The organism is Xenorhabdus thailandensis (genome assembly GCF_037996785.1).
GTDB lineage: Bacteria > Pseudomonadota > Gammaproteobacteria > Enterobacterales > Enterobacteriaceae > Xenorhabdus > Xenorhabdus griffiniae.
In genome coordinates, this window is record NZ_JBBMXF010000016.1 from 1 (window position 1) to 16,046 (window position 16,046).

At 52.7% G+C, this 16,046-nt stretch carries 20 protein-coding genes and 2 pseudogenes; all 22 read left to right on the top strand.

Features of this window, described 5'->3' with window-relative positions:
* Positions 1 to 151: 151 nt before the first annotated feature.
* Positions 152 to 331: pseudogene (locus tag AAC853_RS15575) on the top strand (phage virion morphogenesis family protein); the annotation flags it as partial.
* 386 nt (positions 332 to 717) lie between these two features.
* On the top strand, positions 718 to 1,932 hold the full coding sequence (locus tag AAC853_RS15580) for a phage protease (RefSeq protein ID WP_340615088.1): 1,215 nt from the start codon (positions 718 to 720) through the stop codon (positions 1,930 to 1,932).
* Positions 1,932 to 2,855, top strand: coding sequence for a Mu-like prophage major head subunit gpT family protein (locus tag AAC853_RS15585; RefSeq protein ID WP_340615089.1), 924 nt, complete (start codon positions 1,932 to 1,934; stop codon positions 2,853 to 2,855). Before AAC853_RS15580 ends, AAC853_RS15585 begins: the two co-directional genes overlap by 1 nt.
* A 57-nt stretch (positions 2,856 to 2,912) precedes the next feature.
* Entirely contained in the window at positions 2,913 to 3,236 is a 324-nt protein-coding gene (locus AAC853_RS15590; RefSeq protein ID WP_340615090.1) for an HI1506-related protein, read from the top strand.
* Positions 3,233 to 3,685 (top strand): gp436 family protein, encoded by a 453-nt coding sequence (locus AAC853_RS15595; RefSeq protein WP_340615091.1) that lies wholly within the window; start codon positions 3,233 to 3,235, stop codon positions 3,683 to 3,685. Before AAC853_RS15590 ends, AAC853_RS15595 begins: the two co-directional genes overlap by 4 nt.
* On the top strand, positions 3,685 to 4,236 hold the full coding sequence (locus tag AAC853_RS15600) for a DUF1834 family protein (protein ID WP_074020614.1): 552 nt from the start codon (positions 3,685 to 3,687) through the stop codon (positions 4,234 to 4,236). Before AAC853_RS15595 ends, AAC853_RS15600 begins: the two co-directional genes overlap by 1 nt.
* Positions 4,229 to 4,405, top strand: a complete 177-nt coding sequence (locus tag AAC853_RS15605) for a DUF2635 domain-containing protein (RefSeq protein WP_340615092.1) — start codon at positions 4,229 to 4,231, stop codon at positions 4,403 to 4,405. Before AAC853_RS15600 ends, AAC853_RS15605 begins: the two co-directional genes overlap by 8 nt.
* On the top strand, positions 4,405 to 5,877 hold the full coding sequence (locus AAC853_RS15610; protein ID WP_340615093.1) for a phage tail sheath subtilisin-like domain-containing protein: 1,473 nt from the start codon (positions 4,405 to 4,407) through the stop codon (positions 5,875 to 5,877). The genes AAC853_RS15605 and AAC853_RS15610 overlap by 1 nt, the downstream gene beginning before the upstream one ends.
* A 14-nt stretch (positions 5,878 to 5,891) precedes the next feature.
* On the top strand, positions 5,892 to 6,251 hold the full coding sequence (locus AAC853_RS15615; protein ID WP_074020617.1) for a phage tail tube protein: 360 nt from the start codon (positions 5,892 to 5,894) through the stop codon (positions 6,249 to 6,251).
* Between the two features lie 3 nt (positions 6,252 to 6,254).
* On the top strand, positions 6,255 to 6,608 hold the full coding sequence (locus tag AAC853_RS15620) for a phage tail assembly protein (protein WP_340615094.1): 354 nt from the start codon (positions 6,255 to 6,257) through the stop codon (positions 6,606 to 6,608).
* Between the two features lies 1 nt (position 6,609).
* Positions 6,610 to 6,741, top strand: a complete 132-nt coding sequence (locus tag AAC853_RS15625; RefSeq protein ID WP_279625093.1) for a hypothetical protein — start codon at positions 6,610 to 6,612, stop codon at positions 6,739 to 6,741.
* On the top strand, positions 6,741 to 8,822 hold the full coding sequence (locus tag AAC853_RS15630; RefSeq protein ID WP_340615095.1) for a hypothetical protein: 2,082 nt from the start codon (positions 6,741 to 6,743) through the stop codon (positions 8,820 to 8,822). Before AAC853_RS15625 ends, AAC853_RS15630 begins: the two co-directional genes overlap by 1 nt.
* Positions 8,822 to 10,075 (top strand): DNA circularization protein, encoded by a 1,254-nt coding sequence (locus AAC853_RS15635; protein WP_340615096.1) that lies wholly within the window; start codon positions 8,822 to 8,824, stop codon positions 10,073 to 10,075. Before AAC853_RS15630 ends, AAC853_RS15635 begins: the two co-directional genes overlap by 1 nt.
* A complete protein-coding gene (locus AAC853_RS15640) occupies positions 10,066 to 10,341 on the top strand; it encodes a hypothetical protein (protein WP_340615097.1) in 276 nt (91 codons plus the stop codon). Before AAC853_RS15635 ends, AAC853_RS15640 begins: the two co-directional genes overlap by 10 nt.
* Entirely contained in the window at positions 10,334 to 11,425 is a 1,092-nt protein-coding gene (locus AAC853_RS15645) for a phage baseplate assembly protein (RefSeq protein WP_340615098.1), read from the top strand. Before AAC853_RS15640 ends, AAC853_RS15645 begins: the two co-directional genes overlap by 8 nt.
* Entirely contained in the window at positions 11,422 to 11,973 is a 552-nt protein-coding gene (locus tag AAC853_RS15650) for a phage baseplate assembly protein V (protein ID WP_340615099.1), read from the top strand. The genes AAC853_RS15645 and AAC853_RS15650 overlap by 4 nt, the downstream gene beginning before the upstream one ends.
* The gene (locus AAC853_RS15655) at positions 11,970 to 12,419 is read left to right on the top strand and encodes a phage GP46 family protein (protein ID WP_340615100.1); all 450 of its coding nucleotides are present in this window, start codon (positions 11,970 to 11,972) and stop codon (positions 12,417 to 12,419) included. The genes AAC853_RS15650 and AAC853_RS15655 overlap by 4 nt, the downstream gene beginning before the upstream one ends.
* Positions 12,420 to 13,493: a baseplate J/gp47 family protein gene (locus tag AAC853_RS15660; RefSeq protein WP_340615101.1), complete on the top strand. Its 1,074-nt coding sequence runs from the start codon at positions 12,420 to 12,422 to the stop codon at positions 13,491 to 13,493.
* The gene (locus AAC853_RS15665) at positions 13,484 to 14,065 is read left to right on the top strand and encodes a YmfQ family protein (RefSeq protein WP_074020625.1); all 582 of its coding nucleotides are present in this window, start codon (positions 13,484 to 13,486) and stop codon (positions 14,063 to 14,065) included. Before AAC853_RS15660 ends, AAC853_RS15665 begins: the two co-directional genes overlap by 10 nt.
* Before the next feature lie 240 nt (positions 14,066 to 14,305).
* Positions 14,306 to 15,037, top strand: a pseudogene (locus AAC853_RS15670) (ISAs1 family transposase); the annotation flags it as partial.
* Positions 15,038 to 15,107: 70 nt separating this feature from the next.
* On the top strand, positions 15,108 to 15,869 hold the full coding sequence (locus tag AAC853_RS15675) for an IS5 family transposase (protein ID WP_340615102.1): 762 nt from the start codon (positions 15,108 to 15,110) through the stop codon (positions 15,867 to 15,869).
* 3 nt (positions 15,870 to 15,872) lie between these two features.
* Positions 15,873 to 16,037 carry a hypothetical protein gene (locus AAC853_RS15680; protein ID WP_340615103.1) on the top strand — a complete coding sequence of 55 codons (165 nt, stop codon included), beginning with the start codon at positions 15,873 to 15,875 and terminating at the stop codon, positions 16,035 to 16,037.
* Positions 16,038 to 16,046 lie beyond the last annotated feature (9 nt).

Below are 16,046 nucleotides of genomic sequence, written 5' to 3' on the forward strand. Positions count from 1 at the left end.
TGGTTGAAGTTAATGCGATCCCGCTGGCGGTATTACGCACGGGCTTACAAAATGGGCGTTATGCGTTATTGGAGGGACAGTTATGAGACTCGATGTCCGGTTTGATGACCGGGATATTCAGCAGGCCTTTCAGCGCGTGATGCAATTGGGAATGGATTCAACCCCCATTACCCGCGCAGTGGCGGCGGTATTGGCGAGTGAGAGTGAAGACGCCTTTGCCCGTCAGGCTGACCCGTCCACCGGGCAGCCGTGGACACCGTTGACACCCCGCTATAAAGCAAAATTGGACGCCCGCGGGCACACGGGACCTATGCTGCAACGCACGCAGGGCGGGCTGGCATTGTCGCTGTCTACCACCTATGATGCCGTGAGTGCGGCGATGGGTTCAATAAGATCTACGCCCCGATCCATCAATGGGCGGCCTGCCAACCATGTCCCCCGGTCCTGCGGCGGTGCCTGCCCGTCCTTATATGGGACTGTCCAGACAGGGAATTGCCGATATCGTGGATATCATTAACCAGCAACACGCAGAGGCACTACAGCCCCGCTGACAGGGAATGATTCGCCTTTAACCCGTTTAAACGGTTCCTGACATTTTTAAACGGGTTTTAAACGCGCTATAGTGTTACTTGTCTCATTCCTCTTCTTTTTCCTGCCCTGTGAAGGTGTGATTTACCACAAACCCACCCTGACTGCCTTGCCGTTCACAATGGCGGTATGAAAACCCGAATCCCAACCCCAAAAAACCGTGTCGCCATTTTAAGTGCGGCGATCTCAGCCAGTACCGATGGCTGGTATCAACTGCTGCCTGCCGGGTATTTCAGCGCCCGGGATGGTCGCCCGGACGATGTGCCCGGCGGGCAGTGGTTTATCGATGCCCACATTGCCGAACAATTTATTGCGGCGACGGTGGCGATTGGCCAGCCCGTGCTGTTTGACTATAACCACGTAACGCTGAAACAGGATAGTGATGCCACGGCGTGCGCGGAAGCGCGGGCGGCGGGCTGGTTGCGTGACCCACGCAATAATATGCAATGGCGCGAGGGCGTTGGGCTATTCGTCCGGCTGTCACTGACACCGGCAGCACAGCAGGCCGTGGATAACCGCGAGTGGGCCTACCTGTCGGCCGTATTTCCGTATAACGAATCCGGCCATCCGCTCTACCTGCGGATGGGCGCATTAACCAATGATCCCGGTCTGACGGGTATGCAATCCATCGCGGCCCTGAGTGCGCAACGGGATACCCTGATTTCCCCATCCCCTATCACAGAGGACTTTCCCATGAATGACATGTTGTTGCAGGTGCTGGAGCTATTAGGCATCCCCTTGCCTGAAGACACCACCGAACTGACCGACGAAGCGGTCAGCGATTTGCTGACACAGGCACTGGCCGCGCTGGAGGCACTGAAAGCGTCCGCCCAGGTCGCCCTGGATACGCAGGCCGTGATTGAAACCACCCCGGACGCTGACGCGATCTCCACGGAAGTCACCAATCTGATTGATGACAACACTGCTGAACTCACTGAAGTGGAGCAAATTTTGGAAGAGGCAGCGCTGAACGGTGTTGATTTAACTCAATTTGTGCCCGCCCGTGCGTATAACCTGCTGGCCCGTCAGGCGGCGGTGTTAAATGCCAATGCTAAAGGCGGCAGCGCAGAAAGCATTATTGCGGCTGCCCGCCGAAGCGGACGGGTTGTCGCAGCGGAAGTGCCATACCTACGCAGTGTCTATCGTCAGCATGGCGTCGCCGCACTCAATGCCGCCATTTCCGGCCGTCGCAGTATCACGGCCCTGACCCACCGCCAGACCACCCAACACCGCCAGCCTAACCGCGTAGCTGTGTTGTCCGCCGCCGATAAAGAAGCCGCTCGCCTGCAAGGGCTGACGACAGCGGAATTCCTGAAACGTAAACAAAAAGGAGCCAAAAAATAATGGCTATCGTAACTCCTGCGTTAATCAAGAGCCTGTTCACGGGCTGGAACGGTGACTTTCAGAACGGCCTGGACGATGCCCCGAGCCAGTATGAAAAAATTGCCACGGTGGTGCCCAGTACCACCAAATCCAATACCTATGGCTGGCTGGGTAAATTCCCGGGGATGCGGGAATGGATCGGTGACCGCGTTATCAATGACATGCAGGCACATGGCTACCAGTTGATTAACCGCCCGTTTGAAAGCACGGTCGGGGTTGATCGCGACGATATTGAAGATGACAACGTGGGAATTTATGCCCCGTTGTTTACCGAAATGGGGCGTGCGGCGGGTGTTCAGCCGGATGAGCTTTGCTTCAGTGCGCTCACTAATGGTTTCAAAACGTTCTGCTATGACAAGCAAAACTTCTTTGACACCGATCATCCGGTTTATCCGACAGTGGATGGCACAGGCGACGCAAAACACGTCAGCAATATCCTGGCGGAAGACGGCTACAAAGGGCAGCCGTGGTTTGTGCTCGACTGCTCCCGTGCCATCAAGCCGGTGATCTTCCAGCAGCGTAAGGCACCGGAAATGGTGGCAATGGACAAGGTGGATGACGAACAGAACTTCATGCGCAAGTTGATTCGTTATGGCGTCGATACGCGCTGCGAAGCGGGGTATTCCTTCTGGCAACTGGCTTATGCAGCTAAAGCCCCTTTGACGGCGGATAACGTCTGGTCAGTGATTTCCGCTATGCGTGGGTTTAAAGCCGATGGCGGACGCCCGCTGGCTATTCGTCCGACCCATCTGGTGGTGCCACCGTCTATGGAAAAACAGGCCACGCAGTTACTGGAGCGTGAACTGACCGTGGACAGCCAGGGGGGCACCGTCAGCAACGAAATGAAGGGTCGTCTGGAACTGATTGTCGGCGATTATCTGTAACGTGTTAAACGGGGTTTACACCCCGTTTAAATCCGGTCTAACAGGAGTTGAAATGTTATGTCTGATGAAACGAATATTGCGCCGCTGGATACCCTTTCGCCCCTTGAAAGGGTGGGGATCAAGGTTGTCAATACCGCGCATGATGGCTACCGGCGTGCGGGGTTGGTTCTGCAACCCGGGGAAAACAGCCTGCCGTTCGTTACGCGGGAAACCCTTCAGGCGCTAGAAGCTGACCCCCGTTTGTCTGTTACGGTTATCACGGCAGATCCTGATGATGACCCGAAAGGGGGGCTGGATAATCAAGACATTGAAGATGCGGTAAAGGACTCATCATCCCCCGAACAGCAATCGCCAACGCAGGATAAACGAGGCAATAAATGAGCTACGCCACACTGAGCGACATGCATGCCCGTTATAGCCGTGATGCACTCAATACCCTGACCGACAGCAAGATTGATGATTTTCACAGTCTGTCACCGGCAGCATTGCAGCGTACCCGTGAGCATTTGATCCAGATTGCGCTGGATGATGCCGCCGCCACCATTGATGGTTATATCGATGGCCGCGCGACATTGCCGTTAAAAACGGTGCCGGTTGTGTTGATCAGAATTGCCTGCGTATTGGCCCGCTTCACGCTGGAAGAGGGGGAAGCCACAGACAAAGCGACCAAAGATCAGGAAGATGCTATCCGGTTGCTGGAGAAAGTGGCGGCGGGTGATGTCAGTCTGGGGCTGAGCAAAGAAGCCGAACGTCCGGCCAGCGGGGATGTCGCTATCATCACCAGCAGCGGTAGCGTCTGGAGCCGCCCCAAATCGCGGGGATTTATCTGATGGCCATCACCAGTGATATTTCAGACAGCCTGATAACGGGCATCACCGCGTTGTTTGGCAACACCCTGCGCCGGGTGGACACCCACCCGGGGCAATGGAGTGATTCCGCCGTCAAACTCATCATTAATACGGCACCGGCGGTCTATGTCGCCTGGCTGGGCAGCCGTCAGGGGGAGATCCGCAATACCGCGATTTCCAGTTGGGGTCTCTTTGTTAGCGCCCGGGTCCTGAACGGCAGGCAAACCGATGTCCCGGGGATTTACCAAATCGTCGAGCGACTGACAGGCTGGCTGAATAACCGGCGGATGGCACCGGCGGGCACGTTCACCCTGACGCAGGTGGCCAATTTGTGGAGCGATACACAGAGCCAGGCGGGGGTTGCCGTCTATGGCCTCTATTTTGATGCGCCGCAGCCCTTGCCTGACCCCATTGATCCCAGCGAACTGGATGACTATGCCACCCATGACCAGCAATGGGCACAACCCGATGGCACGCCCGAACAGGAAGCCCTGATTTCATTACCTATTCAGGACAGGAAACACCATGACTGAACTGCATCTGAAACCCGTGAGCGGACTGATTGTCCGTGACCCCGATACGTACCAGCCATTGTCTGCTGACGGGGAACCCAAGCCCCGCACCGCGTATTGGCTGCGTCGCCTGAAAGATGGCGACGTGACTGAAGTTGTTCCGCTTAAACTGAAGAAAGGAGCACAATAATGACGATCTCATTTAATGACATCCCGTCCAATATCCGTGTGCCACTGTGCTATATCGAATTCGATAATTCGGCCGCCGTCACCGGCACCCCGCCCACGTTGCATAAGACCTTGTTGTTAGGCTTGCGCACGGCGTCTGGCCAGGTGCCTGCCGGGCAACCGTTCCGTATTACCTCCATCAGTGCGGCTGAAGCGGCGTTTGGCCGGGGTTCTATGCTGGCTGAAATGGCCGGCGCCTTTATTCGGGGCAACGCCTTCGCCGATCTGTGGGGATTGGCAATTGACGATGATGCCAACGGGGTGAAGGCCACGGGCAAAATTCAGTTGGTGGGCAAGGTTGCCCAGACTGGCCAGATTGCCCTGATGGTGGCAGGTATGCCGGTCCGTGTTACGGTCAACACGGGCGATGATGCCGGCGCGATGGCGGGCCAGGTGCGGGATGCCATTAACGCCAATGATAAGTTGTCGGTGACCGCCCGCAGTGAGTCACTCTCTGATACCGTGCTGTTAACTGCCAAATGGTCCGGTGCCACGGGCAATGATATTGATGTCAGGGTGAACTACTACGACGGTGAGATGCTGCCTGCGGGGATCAATGTCGGCATCACCCCGTTGAGTGGCGCGACGGGCAACCCGGATTTGACACCGGCGATTACCGCCTTTGGCGATACCTGGTGGAACTATATCGTTAACCCGTTTACGGATACTTTCAATTTAAACCTGCTGCGTGACGAACTGAAGCACCGTTGGGGGCCACTGAAAATGATTGACGGCCTGTGCTGGATAGCGAAGCGTGGCACGCTGGCGCAAACGTCAACCTTTGGTACGGCTCGCAATGATTATCTGTTTTCCACCCTGGCAACGGGCATTTCGCCGCAGCCACCGTACCTGTGGGCCGCCACGCTGGCCGGGGTGGCTGTCGGGTCACTGAGTATTGATCCGGCGCGTCCCCTGCAAACGCTGCAATTGCCGGGCATTCTTCCCCCGGCACGCGGTGACCGTTGGGCGCTGAACGAACGCAACTTATTGCTGTATGACGGTATTTCCACGTTCACGGTGGATACCGGCGGTAATGTGCAGATTGAACGCATGATCACCATGTACCGCCAGAATGCGTTTGGCGACCCTGACCCCAGTTATCTGGATGTGGAAACCATCGCGACCCTGTCCTATCTGCGTTATGCCACCCGGGTGCGGATCACCCAGAAATACCCGCGCCACAAACTGGCGAACGACGGCACCCGTATCAGTGCCGGGCAGGCGGTGGTGACGCCGTCAGTCATTCGCACGGAATTGCTGGCGTTGTTCACCGAACATGAATTTGCGGGACTCGTTGAAGATTTTGATCTGTTCAAGCAAACGCTGATTGTGGAGCGGGACAAAAACGACCGTAACCGCCTGAACGTGCGCAGCAATCCAGACCTGGTTAACCAGTTCCGCATTTATGCCCATGCCATCCAGTTTATTTTATAAAGAGGATATCACCTATGGCCGGTCCATATCAGTATACGGGCATTGCCTATATTCACCTCAACGGAAAAGAGTTGCCGTCCAAAGAGGGCGCTACATTAACACCGGGTGGCGTCAGCCGTGATCCAGTGATTGGTGCCCGCGTTTACGGCTGGCAGCAGACCCCCAAAGAAGCCCGGCTGAGTTGTACTATCCCTCAGGGGCCGGGTGTCAGCTTGTTTACCATTAAGAACGCCGTTGATGCCACCATTTCATTTGAATGTGATACGGGTGAAAAATTCATGCTGGCCAATGCCTGGTGTGATGGCAATACCACGCTGACCAGCAAGGGCGAAATTTCCGCCGAATTTATCGCCGTGGAATGTAAGGAGATCTAAGCAATGCACTTTGAATTAAAACACGGCCTGGCTTATGGCAAGGGGGATGAGACTGAACTGCAATTTGAGGTTGAGCTGCGCCCATTGACCGCCGGTGACCTGATTGATGCCGAAGCGGCCAGCGAGCGGGTGGTGGTCACGGCCAATGGCCCCACCCTGCTGTCCAGTCCCTCCCGGATGGGATACGAACTGCTGCGCCGTACCATTGCCCGTATCGGTAAAATTAACGGCCCGATCCCGTTAGATATGCTGAAAACCCTGCATCAGGATGATTTGGAACGGATCGCTTCCCACGCTGACCTGCACCGCACCGCAGCCCTGGAGACGGCGGCACGGATGGCCGCCGAGGGGCGATAGTTTGCAGTGCGTTCGTGCCGTTGAACGCACTGCATTGTATGTTGGCCAGCGCCTGCGGGGTGGTCCTGCCTGGGCGTTGGCGTTATCCCTGCCGAAACTGCGGCTGTATTCATCCTGGCTGGAGAAACGTTAATGACCACACGTAACCGTACCCAGTTTATTGTGGATTTGGTGGGCAATGTTGCCCAACGCGCCCGCCAGTTTGGGGCCAGTATCCGCCGGTTTGGTGCTGAAGGCAGCCGCTCTATGCGGTTGTTTTCCAGTGCGGTCACGGGGGCCAATGGACTGCTGGATAAATTTGATAACCGCCTGATGGGATTTGTGACCGGGGGTGGTCTGGCGATGGCCGCCAAGAAAGTGGCCGACAGCCAGCAGCAGATGACCGAACTGGGCACACGTTATAACCTGACGGCTGACCAGGTCAATGCGCTGGATGACGCCATCACCAAAGTAGCGGGTCGCCGTAAGCTGACCACCGACGATTTAACCACGGCGGCCTCGGCCTTTCTGGAACAGACCAACAATCTGGATGCGACACTGGCACATCTGGATAACCTGGCCCTGGGTATCAACGGCATCAAAATGGAAGCCACCGCCGCCGGGACAGAACTGGGGGCAATGTTTAATGTTGGCTACCAGTCGCCGGAAAAAATGCAGCACTGGCTGGATGGGATTGCATCAGCCAGCCAATACGGCACCGGCAATATTACCGACCAGCTCAGTGCCTTACGGGGACTGGGTAAAGATACCCAGTGGAAATCACAGACAGACCAGCAGCAGATGCTGGCCTTAATCCGGGTTGCCAATGCGGAATTTAATGACCCAGGTCAGGCCGCCGCTGCCGTGCAGGGATATTTCGACGTCATTAAAGATCCGGAAAAATTAAAAACACTCTGGCAACGTGGCAGGATTAAACCCACAGATAAAAATGGGCAACTGAAACAACCCGCTGATCTGCTGTTTGACATTGGCAAACGCGCCTATCAAAAAGAAGGTAACCTAAAAGAAATTTTTGATGGCGATACGCTGAAATTAGCAATGGTGTTTGTTGACGCTAAGAAGCGGGATTTGGCAAAAACGATTGCCAACCCGACCAATATCCAGGCGGGATTGCTGGAAGAGAAAGCTACCCAAAACGTCCAGACCCTGAATGCCGCCTTAATTTCGCTTGCCAATGCGGGAGAGCGGTTTGCACAGCTCAGATTGGCTCAGCCTGTTCAGGAACTGGCGGATGCCATCAATGATCTGACGCCTGAAGAGCTGGACAAATACGCCGCGACGATTGAGAAAGCCGCGATGGCCATTGGCACTGCGGTGGCAGCCCGCTATGCCTGGCGGGCAGGACAAAAAATCTTTAACTATGCCCAGTACATCAAAAATGGTCCGGGTGCCGGAGGGGCTGGTGGTAATGGTGGTGGAGGTCTTGGTAGTGATGGCACTGAGGTTGTCCCTGTCTATGTGACTAATTGGCAAGACCAAAGCAATGGCAACAACAATAACGGTGGTAATGATGGTGATAGGGGACCAGGCAATCGACGTAATAACAGTAGACAAAACATGCTACGGGGCGCAGCAATTGTTGATGCATTACCCTTCTTATCTGATAAAGAAGGCACAGAAAAATTACAAAAACATCTAGACAAACTCAATGAAGAATATCCCCATGCCGAAAAAGGACCGGGCTGGTTACCTGCCCCCCTGACTAATTGGTGGTATGAACGCGATGAGAAGATCAAAACAGAGGGCGTTAAGCCATCACCTTACCTCACGGGAAGCTGGGATGATGATCTCAATAAGAAGATCAATACAGAGGGCGTAAAACTTCCACCGTATTTAACGGGAGAACAACCAAACTTACCCGGGAACTGGCCGGATGAAAAACCCGCTCCTACCGAAAAACAACCGGATTGGCCTGTTCCTCCGAACAATTGGTGGGATGACCTCGATAAGAACGCCAATACAGAGGGAGTTAAACCTCCACCGTATCTAACGAACGAACGGCCAAACGCCTTCGGAAACTGGCCGGATTATCTGGTTGATCGTCTGGCGGTGTCACAGCAGCAACCTGAGCCTCCGCCGGCTAAACCTGCGGAGGGTAAAATCACCGTCGTAGTTGAATCCGCTGACGATTTACGGGTCAGAACTCAATCCGTTCAGGCGGAGAATATCGATTTACGGGTCAACACCGGCTACAGCTATGGGAGAACGTATTAATGTTTGATCAATTTATGACGTTGTTTGATGACACCTCATGGCGCAGCCGCATCGGCACGGGCAAAGGCACCTTTCGTAATGTGCCATTTTATATCATTGATGATGCCACCGTGTCCGGTGGGCGTCGGGTCGTTCGTCATGAGTACCCGCTGCGGGATGATGGCGAAACAGAAGATATGGGCTTGAGTACGCGGGAATACTCATTCACCGCAGTCGTATTCGGTGACAACTATTTTGAGCAGCGTGATGCCCTGATTACTGCATTGGAAAAAGCCGAACCCGGTGAAATTGATCATCCGTATTACGGCAAACAGCAGGTGCAAATTGAAACCTACACCGTCCGTGAATCTTGTTACACCGGCGGGGTTGCGTTGTTTTCCGTGACGTTTGTTCCGGCACTCGATAATACAGCGCCCATCGTCGCACAACAACCGGAACTGAACGGTGAATCGTTGACCGACAGCATACTGGCGGATATTACGGCGAACTGGGAAACATTTAAGGATACGGTTAATCAGGCCACTGAACGTCTGAACGCCATTGAAAATACCATCAATACCATTGTTAACGGCATTCGCAGTCTGCCCGCTAACTCGGGTATGAATCAATTGTTGGGTGCGGCGCTGGGATTGAAAGGTGCCCTGAAAAATTTGATCAATGCGCCTGCACAGTTGTTTGGCACTATCAGCGACCTGATTTCCGGCATGGCCGAGGTTGCCACACCCGACATTGCCCATCGGGCATTACGTAAAACGTCCAGTGGTATTCAGTCACAATTTCGCTCCAATGTGCCCGCAGTGGCCCAGCTTCAGCATGTGATAAATACCACGACAAGCATTTTTATTGCAAAAGAGTTAGCCATCTTAAATTTGAATGCGGCCGCCGCGACTGCACGGAGTCAGCAACTGGCGCCTGCGTTAACGCGGGCACTGTCTCAACGGGGTTTCATACCACTGCAATCTGTTAATGGTGTGTTACAAGCACGGGGTACATTTATTCCTGGTATTCCTGGCACAACGGTTATTCCGGGTACAACGATTACTCCAGGCTCAACAGTTACTCCAGGCACAACAGTTACTCCAGGCACAACAGTTACCCCAGGTACAACAGTTACTCCAGGTGTCGCTGCAATGACTTCCGGTATCACGCCTTTTATCCCAGAATTGGCTCAAAATACCCTCATTCCTTTGATAGAAACCGTGGCGGATGTTCGCCAGACCATTGCCGAACTGGAGACACCTTCATGCAACTGATAGTCGAAACCGGGGATTTAGGCTGGTTCCGTACATCAGACCAGTTACGTGATTTTCGTATTGTCTGGATGCAACAAGTACAGGTGACGGCCAGTGCCTTACCCACCGCCCGATCTGTTCAGGTGATGGGCACTGAACCTGCCCTGGTCACACTACACCGCGAGACAGGCAGTGTCGCGCAAATTAACCGATTTATCCGCCGCAATGGCATTCGTCACCCCGCGTTCGTCTCGGGTGGGGTAGATGTTGAGGTGATCTATGGCTAATACCATCGAGTTGATTCTGGGCAATAAAATCTATTCCGGCTGGAAAACGTTGGATGTCACCCGCAGTCTGGAAGACATGTCCGGCCAGTTTAGTCTGGGCATTACCGTCAGAAACACTGATTCACCGCTGGTACTGACGCCCGGTCATGCCTGCCAGTTGGCAATCAACGGCCAGCGGGTGGTGACGGGTTATGTTGACGCGGTTGACGTCGGTATTAATACGGATGAACGCACGATTACATTATCCGGCCGGGACAAGACCGGCGACCTGGTTGACTGTGCCGCCATGCATGGCAAGGGCCAGTGGCGCAATGTCAGTCTGGAAACCATCGCCAAAGATCTGTGCCAGCCGTTCGGGGTTACCGTTCGCTGGCTGGTTAAGGATGCCGCCGCCGCTACCGCATTTCGTCAGTGGCAGATCGAACCGGGTGAAACCGTTTTTGACAACCTGTCCCGAGCGGCTCGGCATCGGGGCGTGATAGTCACCAGCAATGCCGCAGGCGAACTGGTTTTTACCACCGCAGGCAGTCAGTCCGTAGCCGCGTTAGTCTTGGGCAATACCCAGCATACTGGCGTCAAAATCAAAACCCTGGATACGTCATTATCCTGGCAGGAGCGGTTTAGTCTCTACCGCGTCAAAGGGGCATCGGCGGCGGGTGGTCGCTGGGGTGAAACCCAAACCCCGGTACAATCAACGGCCATTTATATGGATGCGCGAGATCCTGCCATTACCCGTTACCGCCCGACTATTTTTTTGGCCGATGACAACATGACGAAAGCCAAAGGCACCGCCCGCGCAGCGTGGGAACAAAAGCGGGCAATGGCGCATTCCACAACTGCAACCGTGGGTGTTCGGGGCTGGTTTAAACCGGATGGCCAACTCTGGCAACCCAATGAAATGGTGCAATTACAGGCTCCTCAAGCAGGATTTCCCGATGATCCATTGTTGATCGTTGCCGTTAATTACCTGCTGGATAGCGATAACGGTACGATAACCCGGCTGGAATTGATGCCCCGCGATGGATTCACCGAACCCGCCGACCCAGAAAAGAAAGTTCAACAAGATGTCAGGTGGAAACCATGATAGCGCAATTCAATAAATTTACCGCGAGCCTGTCCCGCCGTATCCGACTGCTGATATCACGTGGCGTAGTGAACGTCGTTAATGATGCCCTCAAGCAACAAAATATTCAGGTATCGTTATTGGCTGAAGAGACGGCGGATGATGTCGAGCGGTTCCAGAACTACGGGCAGACCAGTGTTCCGCCCGCGGGTAGCGAAGCCATTGTGGTGTCGGTGGGCGGCGTTCGCCAGCACCTGGTTGCCATTGCCGTAGATAACCGCAGTTGCCGTCTGGGGAACCTTCAGAGTGGGGACAGTGCCGTCTATCATCTGGAAGGGCATCACATTCTGCTGACCGAAAATGGCGTTATTCGCGTTCAGTGCAAACGGCTGGAGGTGGTGGCTGAAGAGCATATTGTGTTTGATACGCCACAAACCCAATTTACGGGCAATGTGGATATAGTCGGCGTCAGTCAGGCTAAAGATCATCTGTCAGGGTCAGGCCAAACGAGTGGTAAAAACCATACCCATACTGAACATGACGGATACAGTACGAGCAAACCCCGATGAATGCAACCAATGATATCGCATTACAGTGGCAAATCAACGGTGCAGATATTGTTATCGATAATGCGGATATTGCCCTGGATACCACATTCAGCACGGCGGTCATCATTTCATTATTCACTGACCGTCGGGCGCTGGACTCAGACGAACTACCCACAGGTGCAGGCACTGACAGGCGCGGTTGGTGGGGCGATACCTTTAACGACCGTCCCATTGGCAGCCGGCTTTGGCTGCTCGCCCGTGAAAAGCAACTGGCTGCCGTTCTGCACCGTGCCAAATCCTATGCTGACGAGGCACTGGCCTGGCTGATTGAGGATGGTCACGTGAAAAAAATTGACGTTAAGGCGACGGCACCTGAATCGGGTGTTTTGCTATTGACCGTCACTCTCACGTTATTCGATGGCAGCGTGCTGCCGATTCCCTTTAAAACCCATTTAAGCAGGATTTAAATGCCGTATAACGCCCCCTCACTGTCAAAATTGATTGCCCGAAATCAGGCTGATATTGAAAGCCGGTTGCGGGGAACGTATGCCCGTACCGCATTCAGGGCAACCAATGCTATCGCGTATGCCAATGCCGGCAATGCTGCCGGATTGCATGACCACTTAGCCTGGACCAGCCGTCAGGTGGTTCCGCATCTTGCCGATGATGATAAGTTGCTGGAACACTGCGAGTTCTGGGGCGTCTGGCGCAAAGCGGCCACGAATGCCAACGGCACATTAACTGTAACCGTTTCGGCGGATACGTTAATTCCCGACGGGACACGCTGGCAGCGTCCCGATGGTATCACGTTTGAATCTACTGAGATTGTTTATGCTGTGACCGGTGATAACGCCGTCTCTGTGAGCGCTATTGAGGCAGGTCGCCAGGGGAACACGGCTGAAAGCGTGCCACTGGAATTAATTTCGCCTGTGGTGAATGTGCAAACGCAGGCTATCTGTCGATATATCGGCGGCGGTGCTGAACAAGAGTCTATTGATTCGCTACGTTCCCGACTGTTGTTCCGGGTGCAATATCCGCCGTCAGGGGGTAACCAGTATGACTATGAACGCTGGGCGCTGGAAATACCGGGTGTCACCCGTGCCTGGTGTATTCCCCGCTATCGTGGGCATGGTACGGTCGGTGTGATGTTCGTCATGGATGAAGAGCCTAATATCTTCCCCGGTGCAGACGATCTAAACAGAGTCAACGACTATCTGACCGGACATATCAATCCGGTGACCAACCAGGTGGAAGGAAAGACCACAGGCGCAGAACTTATCGTGATGAGTCCCATTGCAAAAGTCATTAACTTTGTTATTCGTTTATCCCCCAATACGGAAGAAGTGCGTAATGCTGTTAAGGCGAACTTAAAAATCTATCTGGAAAGCCTGCGTCCCGGTGGTCTTTCCTTCTTGTCTGAAATCCGTGCAACGGTTTCTAACACACCGGGTGAGATTGATAACACGGTAATCAGCCCGGCCAGCGATATTCATGCGGTAGAAAATGAGATTTTCGTGTTGGGAGAGATCACATGGCGATGACAGCCAAAGATTACCAACGCGCCGGGCTGCAATTGCTACCGAACGGTTTAGCCTGGTCAAAAGACCCTGACGGCAATCTGGCCAAGCTGATGCTGGCAACCGGGGAAGAGTTTGCCCGGGTGGACGCCATTAATGCCGCGTTGTTAGAAGAGATCTACGCCGACCGGGCGTTTATGTTACTGGAAGACTGGGAAGAGTTTGCCGGGTTGCCTGACTGTAGCATTGACAAAGAATCATCAATTAACAGCCGCCGCCAGGCCGTCAAAGCTAAGCTAATTATGTCCGGCAGCTTGTGTAATCAGTTCTATGAACGACTAGCCGCCGACCGTGGCTATCGTGTCAAACTGGAAGAACGTTACCCCCATCACTGTCTGCGCGACTGTAATTATCCTATTTACCCCGATATCAACTGGTTTCGCGTGTTTGTCCATGTAGCCGATCGGCAGACACATTTTGCGACCGTTCTGGACAACTGCCAGCAACGCCTGCGCATTGCTGACGCTGCCGATCTGGAATGTCTATTGGAGCGTTATGCGCCAGCCGAAACTGAATTTGTTTTTATTTATGAGTGAGGAATAACGATGTTCGGACTTGATAACCCGTCAGGTATCAGCGTGATGCCTGCCATCACCCCAACCAATAATTCCACACCCCAGTGGTTTACTGAAGGGGGCGCTGGATTAAGTGCCAGTTATCCAGGGCAAGAATGGTTTAACCAGATTCAGGCGGAATTGCTGAATGTGCTGAAAGAAGCTGGTGTTACACCAGATAAAAGCAAGCTAAATCAATTATCGGTAGCGATAAAGGCAATTGTTGCCAAAGGCTGGCTGGAAAAATCCAAGAATGGCGCGGATATTCCAAATAAAAACGAGTTTGTGAAAAACCTCCGTTTGCTGGATATCAAAGGCTGCCTGATAACGATTGATGCGATGGGATGTCAAACGAAGATTGCGGAACAAATTGTGCAGCAAGAAGGTGACTATCTTCTGGCGGTGAAAGGCAATCAGGAAACGCTGTATCACGCCGTCAAGAAGGCGTTGTCTGCGCAAGTCTCAGCAGTGAGTCATGCCGAAAATATCACGATAGAACAAGGGCATGGTCGTATAGAAGCGCGTGAATATCATGTATTGTCTGCACAAGCGTTATCTCAACCATTTCCTGAATGGAAAAACTTAAAAAGCATCGGCGTAGCAATCGGGTATCGAATTAATAATAAAGGAAAAGAGTCGCTCGATTATCGTTATTACATCAGTTCAGCGGAGCTAAACACGGATAAATTTGCGACCGCTGTCAGGAGCCATTGGGGGATCGAAACACGATTACATTGGGTTCTTGATGTCACTATGGGAGAAGATGCTTGCCTTATCCATCGGGGAGAATCGGCTGAAATATTGGGATGTATGCGTCATATCAGTGTCAATATGTTGCGGGCAGAAACAACCAAAAAAGCGAGTATTCGCCGAAAACAACGGCTTGCGAGCATGGATATTAACTATCTGGACAAGGTATTAGTCGCAGGATTTACGGTATTGGGCAAGAAGTGAGCATTCACGCTCTTGCCCTGGATGATCTGGTATCATTGTCTTCGCGAAAAAACCATTACCCCAGCTCATCATGCCAAGAACAATGTTATCAAAATCTTTATGGAATACGCTAGCTGTATTAATGCAACAATATGGATGTATTTACCACAAAGACGCGCATTACCTGACTTTCGAAGGGATCCTTTATCGAATGAGAACGGGATGTCCGTGGCGGGATTTACCCGATGAATTTGGCAAATGGAATACGCTTTTTAAGCGCTTTAACGCCTGGTCAAAGAAAGGTGTTTTTGAATTATTATTCAAATTGTTATCTGAAAATACAGACACCGAATGGTTATTCATTGATGGGAGTATTATCCGCGCTCATCAACATAGCTCAGGGGCAGCTTCAACAGAAGATAAAGCCATCGGTAAAAGTCGAGGTGGACGTTCGACTAAAATTCATTTGGCCGTAGACAGTTATGGTTTGCCTGTCCATTTTGAGCTGTCAGGGGGTCAAACGCACGACATTGTACATGCAGAAAGTTTGGTCACCCATTCACCCGCATCCGATTTTGTGATCGCGGATAAAGGTTACGATAGCGGTACTTTCAGAGATTTCGTTGAAAAACAAGGTTCAAAAACGGTCATTCCCTATCGAAAAAATAGCCGAAAACCCGATAAAAGTATTGATGAAGTTTTATACTGTTATCGGCATTTGGTCGAAAATGCGTTTGCCAGAATAAAACATTTTCGAGCTATTGCGACAAGATACGATAAATTGGCGCGAAATTACGCCAGTATGTTGGCACTGGCGTTTGTCATTATATGGTTACCGATGTGGGTTGAGTAAATGGTGAACTCAAAACGTCAACAGCCCCTAGAAGGAAGAAAAACAGATGATGGAAATAGAGAATATTTTATTCACGATTATACAGGCAACTCTGTTGGCAAAAAGTTAGGCACCATATTGAAGCAAGGCGATCCGACTAAAACTGTTTATATTAAATGGATTGATTAAATCAGTTAT